We start from the raw sequence: 13,782 nt of genomic DNA, 5'->3' as shown, positions 1-13,782 counted from the left end.
GGCGGACGCTGCCCTATGGTCCGGGTCCCCCAGGAAACGCTCACAAAAAAGAACTGCCGCATGAACGACCGCCCGCCGATCAAGCGCACCCGTCCGACCTTCACCGACCAGGAAGCCTTGCTCTTCCACTCGCAGGGCCGGCCGGGCAAGCTCGAGATCGTTCCGACCGTGCCGATGGCGACGCAACGCGACCTGTCGCTGGCCTATTCGCCAGGCGTCGCCGTGCCGGTCCTCGCCATCGCCGAGGATCCCAGCCGCGCCTATGACTACACCGCCCGCGCCAATCTCGTCGCGGTGATCACCAACGGCACCGCCATTCTCGGGCTGGGCAATCTCGGCGCGCTCGCCTCCAAGCCGGTGATGGAAGGCAAGTCGATCCTGTTCAAGCGGTTCGCCGATGTCGATTCGATCGACCTCGAAGTCGATACGGAGGATTCCGACAAGTTCATCGACGCGGTGCGCTATCTCGGTCCCTCCTTCGGCGGCATCAACCTCGAGGACATCAAGGCGCCGGAATGCTTCATCATCGAGCAGCGCCTGCGCGAGCTGATGGACATCCCGGTCTTCCATGACGACCAGCACGGCACCGCGATCATCGCCGCCGCCGGCCTGATCAACGCGCTCGACCTGACCGGTCGCGACGTCAAGTCGACCAGGCTGGTCATCAACGGCGCCGGCGCCGCCGCGATCGCCTGCATCGAGCTGCTCAAGGCGATGGGCTTCAAGCCCGACAACGTCATTCTCTGCGACACCAAGGGCGTGATCTACCAGGGCCGCAGCGAAGGCATGAACCAGTGGAAGTCGGCCCATGCGGCGATCACCGACCGGCGCACGCTGGCGCAGGCGATGGAGGGGGCGGACGCCTTCTTCGGCCTGTCGCAGAAGGGGGCGGTGACGCCGGAGATGGTCGCCTCGATGGCGCAGAACCCGATCATCTTCGCCATGGCCAATCCCGATCCGGAGATCACCCCGGAAGAGGTCGCCGCCATTCGCGACGACGCGATCATGGCGACCGGCCGCTCGGACTATCCGAATCAGGTCAACAACGTCCTCGGCTTCCCCTTCATCTTCCGCGGCGCGCTCGATGTGCGCGCCACCACGATCAACATGGAGATGAAGATCGCGGCAGCCGAGGCGCTCGCCTTCCTGGCGCGCGAGGACGTGCCGGACGAGGTCGCCGCCGCCTATCAGGGCTCGCGCCCGCGCTATGGCAAGGAATACATCATCCCGGTGCCGTTCGATCCGCGGCTGATCCATGTCGTGCCCATCGCGGTCGCCAAGGCCGCGATGGAGACCGGCGTCGCCGGCAAGCCGATCGTCGACATCCCGGCCTACAAGGCGCAGCTCTCGGCACGGCGCGACCCGATCGCCGGCACGCTGAACCGCATCTTCGAGCGGGTCCGGCGCTATCCCAAGCGCGTCGTCTTCGCCGAGGGCGAGGAGGAACAGGTGATCCGCGCCGCCGCCTCCTTCGTCAACCAGGGGCTCGGCCACGCCATCCTCGTCGGGCGCGAGGACCGGATCACCGCAACCGCCGCCTTCCTCGGCGTCGACGTCGCGGCCAAGGGCATCGAGATCCAGAACGCCAGGCTGTCGCACCGCAACAGCGCCTATGCGCAATATCTCTACGAGCGGCTGCAGCGGCAGGGCTACCTGTTCCGCGACTGCCAGCGCCTGATCAACCAGGATCGCAACCATTTCGCCGCCGCCATGGTGGCGCTCGGCGATGCCGACGCGATGGTGACCGGCGTCACCCGCAACTACTCGATCGCACTGGAAGAGGTCCGCCGCGTCATAGACGAGAAGCCTGGCCATCGCGTCATCGGCATCTCGGTGGTGATCGCGCGCGGGCGGACCGTGCTGGTGGCCGACACCGCCATCCACGAGATGCCGACGGCGCAGGAACTCTCCGAGATCGCCATCGAGGCGGCAGGCGTGGCGCGCCGCCTCGGCTACGAGCCCAAGGTCGCGATGCTCGCCTTCTCGACCTTCGGTCACCCGGCCGGCGAGCGCTCGCTGAAGGTGCGCGAGGCGGTCGCGATCCTCGACGGCCAGCGCGTCGATTTCGAGTATGACGGCGAGATGGCCGCCGATGTCGCGCTGAACCGCGATCTGATGGCGCAGTATTCGTTCTGCCGCCTGACCGGCCCGGCCAATGTCCTGGTCATGCCGGCATTCCACTCGGCCTCGATCTCGACCAAGATGCTGCAGGAACTCGGTGGCTCGACCGTGATCGGCCCGCTGATCGTCGGCCTCGACAAGCCGGTGCAGATCGTGCCGCTCGGCGCCAAGGACTCCGACATCGTCAACATGGCGGCGCTGGCGGCGTTCAATATCGGGGGGTGAAGTCCTCGCACATCATGCTCGGGCATGTCCCGATCATCTCACGACGAGAGGGCGCCATTGGAGGGCGCCTCATCCTGCCGGAGATTCTCGGGTCTGCGCTTCGCTCCGCCCGAGAATGACGCCCTATCGGGCGTCAGTTCGTCCTTGGCCCCAGGTCGCGCGGGGCGGCGTTGACCGTGACGATCTGGCCGTTGCGCAGTTCGAGCACGGCGAGGCCGCGCTCGTTCTGGCCGTCGGCCCGGAAGCGGAAGACGCCGTCGGCGCCGGCGAAGCCCGACGGATTGGTCAGCACGGCCTCTGAGAAGCGCTGGCTGCCTTGCGTGCGGGCGAGCGCGGCGGCGAGCGAGACCGCGTCATAGGCCAGCGTCGCGGTGCGGGTCGGCGAGCTGTTGAAGCGCTTCTGGTAGCGGCCGGCGAAGGCGTTGAAGCCGGCCGTGTCGGGCGAGGCGAACCAGCCGCCCTGGATGGCCGGCACGCGCGCGACATTGGCGTCGTTCCAGACGCCGGTGCCGAGCGGCCTGACCTTGGCCGGATCGTAGCCGGCCTGCTGCAGGATGAGACCGAGCGTCGGCATGGCGTTGGCGTCGGCCGGCACGAACAGCGCATCGGCCTGCTGCAGCGCCGGCATCAGGCGTCCGGCGGCGGTGCGCATGCTGGCCTGATCGCTGCCGAAGCGCTCGATCACCACGGCACGGGCGCCGCGATCGGCCACCGCCTGCTGGAAGGCGGCCTCGACGACCTTGCCGTAGGCGGTGTCCGGCACCAGCGCGGCGAAGGATTTCCGGCCCTGCGACGAGGCATAGGCGATCACGCGGTTGACGTCGTTCTCGGGCGGGAAGGAGAGCAGGTAGACGCCGCGCGAGGCGACGTTGCTGTCGCTGGAGAAGGCGATGACCGGCTTGCCGGCACCGCGAGCCACCTGCGCGACCGCCTGGACCGCGGGCGCAAAGAGCGGGCCGATGATCAGTTCGGCGCCCTCGCGCAGTGCCGCCTGCGCGGCCGCCTGAGCGCCGTCCGGCGTGCCGCGGTCGTCCTTGACCAGCAGCGTCAGGTCGGCGCCGGGGAATTCGGCCAGCGCCATCTCGGCGGCGTTCTTCAGCGAATTGCCGACCGTCGCGCCGGCGCCTTCCGCCGTCAGCGGCAGGATCAGCCCGACCCGGACCGAGCCGGTGCCGAGCGTCGGACCGCTCGGCGGCGCCGTCCCGACGGAACCGGCGGGGTTGTCGAAGCCGGGCAGGCCCGAGGTGCCGCCGCTGCAGGCGGAGAGCAGGAGCGTGGTGCCGCCGGCCAGGATCAGCCGCCGCGAGACGCCATGGATGGGCGCCTGACCTGGAGTTCGAACTGGACGCGACACGGGTTTCGTCTCCACTCCTGAGCAGGGCGCATCTTGGCGATCGCGCCCGGCGGTGCTTATCCCCCCGGATCAGGAGGGAATACCTGCCAGCCAGGGATGGTATTTTCAAGCTGTTAACTATGGGTTGCCGCCCGGTCCGGTGGCATCCTGGCGGCGGCTGTGGCAGTTTCGCCGCCATGTCAGCGCCTTCTCCCACCCCGCAGAGCCCCGACCGCGCCAAAGATGCGAGGGCGAGCTATACGGCCTTCGGCCTGCGCGCCGAAGCCGAGCCGCTGGCGGCGGGCCTGCACATCGTCGCGACGCCGATCGGCAATCTGAAGGACATCTCCTTCCGGGCGCTGTCGACGCTCGCCGCCGCCGACGCCGTGCTGGCCGAGGACACCCGGACCAGCAAGACGCTGCTGGCGCATTACGGCATCGCGACGCCGCTGATGCCCTATCACGAGCACAACGCCGCCCAGATGCGCCCGAGGATCCTCGAGCGCCTGCGCCAGGGCGGCAAGCTCGCGCTGATCTCGGATGCCGGCACGCCGCTGGTCTCCGACCCCGGCTACAAGCTCGTCGCCGAGCTGGTGGCGGAAGGGCTGCCGGTCACCGGCATCCCCGGCCCTTCCGCCGTGCTCGCGGCGCTGGTGCTCGCCGGCCTGCCGACCGACCGCTTCTTCTTCGAGGGCTTCCTGCCGCCGAAGAGCGCGGCACGGAAGGCGCGGCTGACCGAGCTTTCCGCGATCCCCGGCACGCTGGTCTTCTTCGAATCGCCGCGCCGGCTCGCCGAGATGCTCAGCGACGCCGCCACGGTGCTCGGCGAGCGGCCGGGCGCGGTGGCACGCGAGCTGACCAAATATTACGAGAACGTCCGGCGCGGCGCCTTGCCCGAGCTTGCCGCCCATTATGCCGAAGCCGAGGAGGCGCGCGGCGAGATCGTCGTGATCATCGGCCCACCCGACGCCTCGGCGCTCCTTCCGACAGGCGACGCGCTCGACGAGGCGCTGCGGGCCGCGCTCGAAAAACTGTCGCTGAAGGAGGCGGTGGCGCAGGTGACGGCCGCCAGCGGCCAGCCGCGCCGCGTCGTCTACGCCCGCGCCCTTGAACTGACGCGCGCGCCGTGAGCATCGCCAGCCGCAGCCATCGCGCCCGCCGCGCCGGCCTTGCCGGCCGGCGCGGCGAATGGCTCGCGGTGCTCTATCTCTCCGCCAAGGGCTATCGCCTGCTGGAACGGCGGTTCGGCGGCAAGGGCGGCGAGATCGACCTGATCATGGCGCGGGGCGACGACATCGTCTTCGTCGAGGTCAAGGCACGCGCGGCGCTCGACGCGGCTGCCGCTGCGATCACGGCCGAAAAGCGCCGCCTGATCGAGGCGCGCATCAGGCAATGGCTGGCCCGCAACCCCTGGGCGATGCAGCGCCATCTGCGGGCCGACGCCGTGTTCCTGGCGCCCTGGCGCCTGCCGCGTCATGTGCCTGCCGTCTTCGAGCTCGTGCTCTGACGCAGGACACCCCCCCTTGCGCTGGCGCGGCGGCAGGCTCGATAAAGCGCACCGCAACCGGAGCGCTGCCATGCCGTTGAATGTCGCCATCCAGATGGACCCGATCGGACAGGTCCGCATCGCCGGCGACACCGGCTTCTCGCTGATGCTGGAGGCGCAGGCGCGCGGCCACCGGCTCTTCACCTACACTCCCGACAAGCTGACCCTGCGCGACGGCAAGGTCACGGCGGCGATCAACCCGGTCACCGTCCGCGATGTCGAGGGCGACCACTACACGCTGGGCGAGGCCGAGCGCACCGATCTCTCGACCCTCGACGTGGTGCTGCTGCGCCAGGATCCGCCCTTCGACATGGCCTATGTCTCCTCGACGCACATGCTCGAGCGCATCCATCCGAAGACGCTGGTGGTCAACGATCCCGCCGAGGTGCGCAACGCACCGGAAAAGCTGTTCGTCACGCATTTCCCGGAGCTGATGCCGCCGACCCTGATCACCCGTGACCGGGCCGAGATCGAGGCGTTCCGCGACGAGTTCGGCGAGATCGTGATGAAGCCGCTCTACGGCCATGGCGGCGCGACCGTGTTCAAGACCGGCAAGGGCGACCCGAATTTCGGCTCGCTCTGCGACCTCTTCGCCAACCTCTTCCGCGAGCCCTGGGTGGTGCAGCGCTTCATGAAGGAGGTCTCCGAGGGCGACAAGCGCATCATCCTGATCGACGGCAAGGCGGCGGGCGCGGTCAACCGCGTGCCGGCCGAGGGCGACCTGCGCGCCAATATGGTGCGCGGCGGCGCAGCGCGGCCGACCGACCTGTCGAAGCGCGAGCTCGAAATCTGCGAGCGCATCGGCCCGGCGCTGAGGGAGCGCGGCCTGCTGCTCGTCGGCATCGACGTGATCGGCGGCTATCTGACCGAGATCAACGTCACCGCCCCGACCGGGGTGCGCGCCATCAAGAAGCTCGGCGGACCGGACCTCGCGGCGCAGCTCTTCGACGTGATCGAGGCGAAGCGGGCCGCCAGCCGGTAGAGCCGGATGATGTCAGATGGAATCATGGAATGATCCCATCTGACATCTGAATCCGTCTCTCACCCAAGGGTTAGAGCAGGATTCTTGCGAAAAACCGGTTTCCACTTTTTCGCATCCTGCTCTAGCGCTCAGGCGGTGGCGGCGCCCGCCGGCGCGGTGCCGTTCAGCGGGTTTTCCGGGTCCCAGCCATAGCGCATCGTCTCGAAGCGCATCGCCATGGCGTCGACCAGCAGGAGCTTGCCGACCAGCGGCTCGCCGAAGCCGGTGATCGCCCGGATCACCTCGAGCGCCATCAGCGAACCCATCACCCCCGGCAGCGCCCCCAGAATGCCGGCCTCGGCGCAGGGTGCGACCGTGCCGGGCGGCGGCTCCGTCGGGAACAGGCAGCGATAGGTCGGGTTGGGCTGGCCGTCCGGGCCCTTCTCATGCGCCCGGATCGTGGTCAGCGAGCCGTCGAAGCGCCCGAGCGCCGCCGTGACCAGCGGCTTGCTCTCGTGGAAGCAGGCGTCCGACACCGCATAGCGCGTGGCGAAATTGTCCGAACCCTCGGCGACGACGTCGTAGAAGGCGACGAGGGCTCGGGCGTTGTGCGGGTCGATCCGGGTGACATATTCCTCGATCTGGACATGCGGGTTCAGCCGCTTGACGAAGCCGGCAGCCGCGACCGCCTTGCGCGCCCCGACATCCTGCGTTGCGAAGATGATCTGCCGCTGCAGGTTCGAAAGCGAGACATGGTCGTCGTCGACGATGCCGATGGTGCCGACGCCGGCGGCGGCGAGATAGGGGATCAGCGGCGCGCCGAGGCCGCCGGCGCCGACCACCAGCACCCGCGCCCGCTTCAGCCGCGCCTGTCCCGGCCCGCCGATCTCCGGCAGCACCAGATGGCGGGCATAGCGCTCGATCTCCGCCTCGCTCAGCATCATGGCCTCAGGATTAGGCCGATCGGGACCGCGCAGCAATCGGGTGCCGGGAATCGGGTGCCATGCCGTGACAGGAAGCGGGTGTCTGCACCGGCGCTTCGCCTGCGATCACCGCGCCGCAGATTTCCTGCAGGCATGAAAGGTCAAGGCATGACGGTTCTCAGCAACAAGGTCGCGATCGTCACCGGGGCGAGCTCCGGCATCGGGCGCGCCGCGGCGGCGCTGTTCGCCAGCGAAGGCGCCAGGGTGGTGGTGACGGCGCGGCGGCAGGCCGAAATTGACGGGCTCGCCGCCGAGATCGCCGCTGCCGGCGGCGAGGCGCTCGCCATCGCCGGCGACATACGCGACGAGGCGCTGGCGCAGCGTCTGGTCGAGGCCGCGACGAAGCGCTTCGGCGGGCTCGACATCGCCTTCAACAATGCCGGAACGGTGGGCGAGATGGGACCGATCGCGGAGATGTCGCCCGACAGCTGGCGCGAAATTCTCGAAACCAACCTGACCAGCGCCTTCCTCGGCGCCAAATACCAGGTGCCGGCGCTGCAGGCCCGCGGCGGCGGCTCGCTGATCTTCACCTCGAGCTTCGTCGGCTATACGGCAGGCCTCGCCGGCATGTCGGCCTATGCCGCGAGCAAGGCCGGGCAGATCGGCCTGGTCAAGGCGCTCGCCGCCGAGCTCGGGAGCCAGCGCATCCGCGTCAACGCCTTGCTGCCGGGCGGCACCGATACGCCGGCGAGCGTCACCAACGCGCCTGGTTCCGGGCCGGAGGTGCTGGCCTTCGTCGAAAGCCTCCACGCCCTCAAGCGCCTGGCGCGGCCGCAGGAGATCGCCAAGGCGGCGCTGTTCCTGGCCTCGGACGCGGCCAGCTTCGTCACCGGCACGGCCTTTCTCGCCGATGGCGGCGTCTCGATCCAGCGCGGCTGAGGGCGGCCGGTCATGCCCCTGAAACCCCGGGCGGCCTGCGCCTCGCGCAGCCGCTTGGTCCTTTCGAAAAGCCGTGCCATCGTAAGCGCATAGCGGGCGGGGCAACCGTCCCGGCCACGGACAGGGAACGGTTCCATGCGCCTGAAATTCTTCGCTCTCGCCATGGCGGGCGCCGCGCTCTCGGCGTTTGCCGCCATGGCCCAGACCGCGATCAAGCCGGCCGTCGTCTACGACAAGGGCGGCAAGTTCGACAAATCCTTCAACGAGGGCGTCTTCGCCGGGGCGGAGAAGTTCAAGGCCGAGACCGGCGTCGAGTTCCGCGATTTCGAGCCGACCAACGATGCCCAGATCGAGCAGGCGCTGCGCCGCTTCGCCCGCGACGGCCATTCGCCGATCATCGCGGTGGGCTTTTCGCAGGCGACGGCGCTGCAGAAGGTCGCGGCCGAGTTCCCGGACCTCAAGTTCACGATCATCGACATGGTGGTCGAGCTGCCGAACGTGCAGTCGGTGGTGTTCAAGGAGCATGAGGGCTCCTATCTGGTCGGCCTGCTCGCCGGCCTCGCCTCGAAGACGGGCAAGGTCGGCTTCGTCGGCGGCATGGACATCCCGCTGATCCGCAGATTCGCCTGCGGCTATGTCCAGGGCGTCAAGGCGGGCAAGAAGGAGGCCGAGATCTTCCAGAACATGACCGGCTCGACCCCGGCGGCCTGGAACGACCCGGTCAAGGGCGGCGAGCTCGCCAAGTCGCAGATCGACCGCGGCGCCGACGTGATCTACCACGCCGCCGGCGGCACCGGGATCGGCGTGCTGCGCGCCGCCGCCGACGCCGGCAAGCTCGGCATCGGCGTCGATTCCAACCAGAACGCGCTGCACCCCGGCAAGGTGCTGACCTCGATGCTGAAGCGCGTCGACATCGCCGCCTACAGCTCCTTCAAGGCGGCGCGCGAGGGAACCTGGAAGCCCGGCGTCTCGGTGCTCGGCCTCAAGGAGGACGGCGTCGGCTGGGCGCTCGACGAGCACAACAAGGCGCTGATCACGCCCGAGATGAAGGCCGCGGCCGACAAGGCCCGCGCCGACATCATCGCCGGCACCATCAAGGTCCACGACTACATGTCGGACTCCAAATGCACGATGTGATGGCTCGCACCGCCGTATCGGCGCGATGAAGGTCACCATTCTCGGCTCGGGAGACGCTTTCGGCTCCGGCGGCCGCTTCAACACCTGCCTCCGGATCGAGGCCGGCGGCGAGCGGCTGCTGCTCGATTGCGGCTCCTCCAGCATGGTCGCGCTGAACCAGGCCGGCGTCGCGCGCAACGGCCTCTCGACCCTGCTGTTCACGCATTTCCATGGCGACCATTTCGGGGGGCTGGCGGCCTTCCTGGTCGAGGCACAGTTCGTCTCGCGCCGCAGCGAGCCCTTGACCATCGCGGGTCCGATCGGCGTCGAGCACCGCGCCCGGCATGCGCTCGAGACCGATTTCCCCGGCGCCTCGACCAATCGCTGGCGCTTTCCGATCAGCTATGTCGAGGTCACGCCGGAGGCACCGACCGAGCTTGCCGGCGTCGCGATCGAGGCCTTCCCGATGGTGCATGACGAGCGCGCCGGCCCCTGCCAGGGCTATCGGCTCACGCAAGACGGCAAGACCTTCGCCTTTTCGGGCGACACGGCCTGGACGCCGGCGCTGATCCCGCTCGCCGCCGGCGCCGATGCCCTGCTGGTCGAGTGCTATACCTGGGACAAGGTGCTGGCCAACCATCTCGATTACCGCACGCTTACGGCGCACCGGGGCGAACTGGCTACGCCGCGCATCATCCTGACCCATATGGGGCCGGACATGCTGGCCCATGACGAGAAGCTGCCCGAGGCCCGCGCCCATGACGGCATGGTGCTGGCCCTATGAGCGACGCACCGCCACCCGCCATCGAACTCGTCGGCATCTCGAAATCCTTCGGGCCGGTCGCCGCCAACAGGGACGTGTCGCTTGCCGTCGCCGCCGGCTCGATCCACGGCATCGTCGGCGAGAACGGCGCCGGCAAGTCGACGCTGATGTCGATCCTCTACGGCTTCTACGAGGCCGATTCCGGCGAGATCCGGGTGCGCGGCGAAAGCTGCGCGATCCGCTCGCCGGCCGAGGCGATCGCCGCCGGCATCGGCATGGTCCACCAGCATTTCATGCTGGTCGAGCCGCTCTCGGTGGTCGAGAACGTCGTGCTCGGCGCCGAGGGCGGGGCCTGGCTCAAGAGCGGCATCGCCAAGGCGCGGGCCGAGCTCGCCCGGCTCTCGGCGGAATACGGCCTCGCCATCGACCCCGACGCGATCGTCGGCGAGCTTTCGGTCGGGCTGCAGCAGCGCGTCGAGATCCTCAAGGCGCTCTATCGCGGCGCCGAGGTGCTGATCCTCGACGAGCCGACCGCCGTGCTGACCCCGGCCGAGGCCGACCAGCTCTTTTCCCTGCTGCGGGCGCTGACGGCGCAGGGCAAGACCGTGATCCTGATCACCCACAAGCTGCGCGAGATCATGGCCGTGACCGACCGGGTCTCGGTGATGCGCCGCGGCGAGATGGTGGCGCATGTCGAGACGGCCCGGACCTCGCCGGCCGAGCTGGCCGAGGCGATGGTCGGCCGGCGCGTGCTGCTGCGGGTCGAGAAGGCGCCGCGTCCGCGCGGCCGGCCGGTGCTGGAGGCGGCCGGGCTCACCGTCATCGACGACCATGGTTGCGAGCGCCTGCGCGATGCCAGCCTGACCCTGCACGAGGGCGAGATCGTCGGCATCGCCGGCGTCGCCGGCAACGGCCAGAGCGAATTGCTCGACGTGCTCGCCGGGCTCGTCCAGCCGGTGCGCGGGGTGGTCCGCCTCGGTGGCCGCATCCTCACGACCGCCGACCGCAATCCGGCCAATCTGCGCCGGCTCGGGCTGATGCATATTCCGGAGGACCGGCAGAAGACCGGGCTGGTCACCGCCTTCGCCGCGGCGGAGAACACGATCCTCGGCTATCATGGCGATCCGGCCTTCGGGCCCGGCCCCCTGCTGTCGCCGGCAGCCGTCCGCAGCCATGCGCTGGCCGGCATGGAGCGCTACGATGTCCGCCCCGCCGATCCCGGGCTGAAGACCGCCAGGTTCTCCGGCGGCAACCAGCAGAAGATCGTGCTCGCCCGCGAGATCGAGCGGGCGCCGAAGGTGCTGCTGGTCGGCCAGCCGACGCGCGGCGTCGATATCGGCGCGATCGAGTTCATCCACCGCCGGCTGATCGCGCTGCGCGATGCCGGGGTCGCGATCCTGCTGGTCTCGGTCGAGCTCGAGGAGGTGATGGCGCTGTCGGACCGCATCCTCGCGCTCTGCGGCGGCCAGATCACCGGCGAGCGCAAGGCGGCGGAAACCGACGAGCGCGACCTCGGCCTGCTGATGGCGGGTGTGAGCGAGCGGGCGGCGTGATGGACTTCCGCTCCTTGGGGAAGAACCACGCCACAGAACCCCTCTCCTGCAAGGAGAGGGGCAGGGGTGAGGTGTTCGGGAGAGGAATCGTTGGCCTTCACCCGAACGCGCGGTCAGCGCTCGCGGAACTGGTTATCGGGCCTACCCCTCACCCTGCCCTCTCCCTACGGGAGAGGGTTCCCCGCGCCTTTCCGATCCATGGTGGCCTCCCATGAGCGCAGCCCCGATCGAGCTGCCGCGCTGGGCCGATACGGCGCTCGTGCCGCTGGTCAGCGTCGCCGCCGCCCTGCTGGTCGCCGGCTTCGTCGTGCTCGGCATCGGCGAGAGCCCGCTGGAGGCGACGGCGCTGCTGCTGAAGGGCTCGCTCGGCAGCCTCGAAGGGCTCGGCTTCACGCTCTACTACGCCACCAATTTCATCTTCACGGGGCTCGCCGTCGCCGTCGCCTTCCATGCCGGGCTGTTCAATATCGGCGGCGAGGGCCAGGCGACGGTCGCCGGCATCACCGGGGCGCTGGCCTGCCTGTGGCTCGCGCCCCTGCCCGGCATCCTCCTGGTGCCGCTTGCCATCCTTGCCGCGGCAGCAGGCGGCGCCTTCTGGGCCTTCGTTCCCGGCTATCTGCAGGCGACGCGCGGCAGCCATGTCGTGATCACCACGATCATGTTCAACTTCATCGCCGCGACGCTGATCGTCTATCTGCTGGTCGAGATCATCGGCAAGCCGGGCTCGATGCAGCCCGAGACGGCCGATTTCGCGAAGCATGCGACGCTGACGCCGATGCATCAGCTGCTGGCGCCGCTCGGCCTGAAGCTGCCGACGACGCCCTTGAACAGCGCCTTCCTGCTGGCGCTCGCCGCGCTCGTCGCGGTCTGGCTGCTGATCTACCGCTCGCGGCTCGGCTATGCGATCCGCACCGTCGGCGCCAATCCCCGCGCCGCCGCCTATGCCGGCATCTCGCCGGCGCGGATCACCATGGTGGCGATGGCGCTTTCGGGCGCGCTCGCCGGCGGGCTCGCCGTCAACGAGGTGATGGGCGTGCAGCATCGTCTCCTGCTCGACTTCACCGCCGGCTACGGCTTCGTCGGCATCGCGGTCGCGCTGATGGGGCGCGGCCATCCGGTCGGCATCGGGCTGGCGGCACTGCTCTTCGGGGCGCTCTATCAGGGCGGGGCCGAGCTCTCCTTCGACAAGCCGACGATCACCCGTGACATGGTCGTGGTCATCGGCGGCGTCGTCATCCTTTTCGCCGGCGCGCTCGACGGCCTGTTCCGGCGGCTGGTGGCGACGGCGCTGTCGTTCGGTGGAAAGCGGGTGGCATGACAGCGAAAGCTTCCTACCCGTCATTGCGAGCGCAGCGAAGCAATCCAGGGGCGGAAGAGCGCTACGCCCCTCTGGATTGCTTCATCGCTTTGCTCCTCGCAATGACGGTGAGCATCGTGTTCATGGGTTCCGGGCTCGACCCTGCGGGCTGCCTTGGAATGACGGGGGGCGGCTGACGATGGAGGCCGTCCAGACGCTCGCCGTCATCCTCGATTCGACGATCCGGCTTTCAGTGCCGCTGCTCTGCGCCGCCATGGCCGGGCTCTGGTCGGAACGGGCCGGCGTCGTCGACATCGGCCTCGAGGGCAAGATGCTGATCGCCGCCTTCGCCTCGGCGGTCGTCGCCTACACCAGCGGCTCGGCCTGGGCCGGGCTTGGCGCCGGCATCGCCGCCTCCGTCGCGCTTTCCCTGGTCCATGGCTTTTCCACCATCACCTGGCGCGGCAACCAGATCGTCTCCGGCGTCGCCATCAACATGCTGGCGGCCGGGCTGACCGTGATCCTCGGCAATGCCTGGTTCGGCCAGGGCGGGCGCACGCCGCCGCTCGAAGGCGCGGCCCGCTTCGCCGAGATCCCGCTGCCGCTGGCCGAGACGCTGAAGCCCGTGCCCGGGCTCGGGCCGCTCTACGACATCGCCATCTCCGGCCATGCCGCTCCGGCCTATCTCGCCTTGCTCTGCGTCCTGCTGACGGCGATCGTCCTGAAGCGCACGCGCTTCGGCCTGCGCCTGCGCGCCGTCGGCGAGAACCCGGCGGCGGTCGACACCGCCGGCGTCTCGGTCGCCGGGCTGCGCTATGCCGCCGTGATCATCTGCGGCGCGCTCTGCGGCCTCGGCGGGGCCTATCTCGCGGTCTCGCAATCGGCCGGCTTCCTGCCGCAGATGACCGCCGGCAAGGGCTTCATCGCGCTCGCCGCGGTGATCTTCGCCAATTGGCGGCCCTGGCCCGCCCTCTTCGCCTGCCTGCTCTTCGGCCTGCTCGACGC

At 69.3% G+C, this 13,782-nt stretch carries 12 protein-coding genes; 10 read left to right on the top strand and 2 right to left on the bottom strand.

Annotated elements, in window-relative coordinates; all coding sequences use genetic code 11:
• Positions 1-60: 60 nt before the first annotated feature.
• Positions 61-2,346 carry an NADP-dependent malic enzyme gene (locus V6M56_RS02395; protein WP_332680977.1) on the top strand — a complete coding sequence of 762 codons (2,286 nt, stop codon included), beginning with the start codon at positions 61-63 and terminating at the stop codon, positions 2,344-2,346.
• Positions 2,347-2,479: 133 nt separating this feature from the next.
• Here V6M56_RS02395 and V6M56_RS02390 read toward each other — a convergent pair whose 3' ends face one another.
• The gene (locus V6M56_RS02390; RefSeq protein WP_332680976.1) at positions 2,480-3,700 is read right to left on the bottom strand and encodes a penicillin-binding protein activator; all 1,221 of its coding nucleotides are present in this window, start codon (positions 3,698-3,700) and stop codon (positions 2,480-2,482) included.
• A gap of 176 nt (positions 3,701-3,876) precedes the next feature.
• On the opposite strand from V6M56_RS02390, the gene rsmI reads away from it, so the two are divergent.
• The 3 genes from rsmI (at position 3,877) to gshB (ending at position 6,207) form a co-directional block, all read left to right on the top strand.
• Positions 3,877-4,809, top strand: a complete 933-nt coding sequence (gene rsmI / locus V6M56_RS02385) for a 16S rRNA (cytidine(1402)-2'-O)-methyltransferase (protein ID WP_332680975.1) — start codon at positions 3,877-3,879, stop codon at positions 4,807-4,809.
• 2 nt (positions 4,810-4,811) lie between these two features.
• The gene (locus V6M56_RS02380) at positions 4,812-5,186 is read left to right on the top strand and encodes a YraN family protein (RefSeq protein ID WP_442881058.1); all 375 of its coding nucleotides are present in this window, start codon (positions 4,812-4,814) and stop codon (positions 5,184-5,186) included.
• Positions 5,187-5,256: 70 nt separating this feature from the next.
• The gene (gshB, locus tag V6M56_RS02375) at positions 5,257-6,207 is read left to right on the top strand and encodes a glutathione synthase (RefSeq protein ID WP_332680973.1); all 951 of its coding nucleotides are present in this window, start codon (positions 5,257-5,259) and stop codon (positions 6,205-6,207) included.
• 128 nt (positions 6,208-6,335) lie between these two features.
• On the opposite strand, the gene V6M56_RS02370 is transcribed toward gshB, so the two are convergent.
• Positions 6,336-7,130 carry a HesA/MoeB/ThiF family protein gene (locus tag V6M56_RS02370; RefSeq protein WP_332680972.1) on the bottom strand — a complete coding sequence of 265 codons (795 nt, stop codon included), beginning with the start codon at positions 7,128-7,130 and terminating at the stop codon, positions 6,336-6,338.
• Between the two features lie 147 nt (positions 7,131-7,277).
• Between V6M56_RS02370 and V6M56_RS02365 the strand changes: the two genes are divergently transcribed.
• The 6 genes from V6M56_RS02365 to V6M56_RS02340 form a co-directional block, all read left to right on the top strand.
• The gene (locus V6M56_RS02365) at positions 7,278-8,048 is read left to right on the top strand and encodes an SDR family oxidoreductase (protein WP_332680971.1); all 771 of its coding nucleotides are present in this window, start codon (positions 7,278-7,280) and stop codon (positions 8,046-8,048) included.
• 135 nt (positions 8,049-8,183) lie between these two features.
• On the top strand, positions 8,184-9,185 hold the full coding sequence (locus V6M56_RS02360; RefSeq protein WP_332680970.1) for a BMP family lipoprotein: 1,002 nt from the start codon (positions 8,184-8,186) through the stop codon (positions 9,183-9,185).
• 25 nt (positions 9,186-9,210) lie between these two features.
• Entirely contained in the window at positions 9,211-9,948 is a 738-nt protein-coding gene (locus V6M56_RS02355; protein ID WP_332680969.1) for an MBL fold metallo-hydrolase, read from the top strand.
• Complete coding sequence (locus V6M56_RS02350) at positions 9,945-11,480, top strand: ABC transporter ATP-binding protein (protein WP_332680968.1); 1,536 nt, start codon at positions 9,945-9,947, stop codon at positions 11,478-11,480. Before V6M56_RS02355 ends, V6M56_RS02350 begins: the two co-directional genes overlap by 4 nt.
• A 211-nt stretch (positions 11,481-11,691) precedes the next feature.
• The gene (locus V6M56_RS02345; protein ID WP_332680967.1) at positions 11,692-12,798 is read left to right on the top strand and encodes an ABC transporter permease; all 1,107 of its coding nucleotides are present in this window, start codon (positions 11,692-11,694) and stop codon (positions 12,796-12,798) included.
• A gap of 178 nt (positions 12,799-12,976) precedes the next feature.
• Positions 12,977-13,782 (top strand): ABC transporter permease (locus V6M56_RS02340; protein WP_332680966.1); only part of this gene is annotated, 806 nt, incomplete at its 3' end.

It is taken from the genome of Allobosea sp., from assembly GCF_036675845.1.
Lineage (GTDB): Bacteria > Pseudomonadota > Alphaproteobacteria > Rhizobiales > Beijerinckiaceae > Allobosea.
The sequence above is the reverse complement of the archived record's forward strand: the minus strand, read 5'-3'. Positions and strand labels throughout refer to the sequence as shown.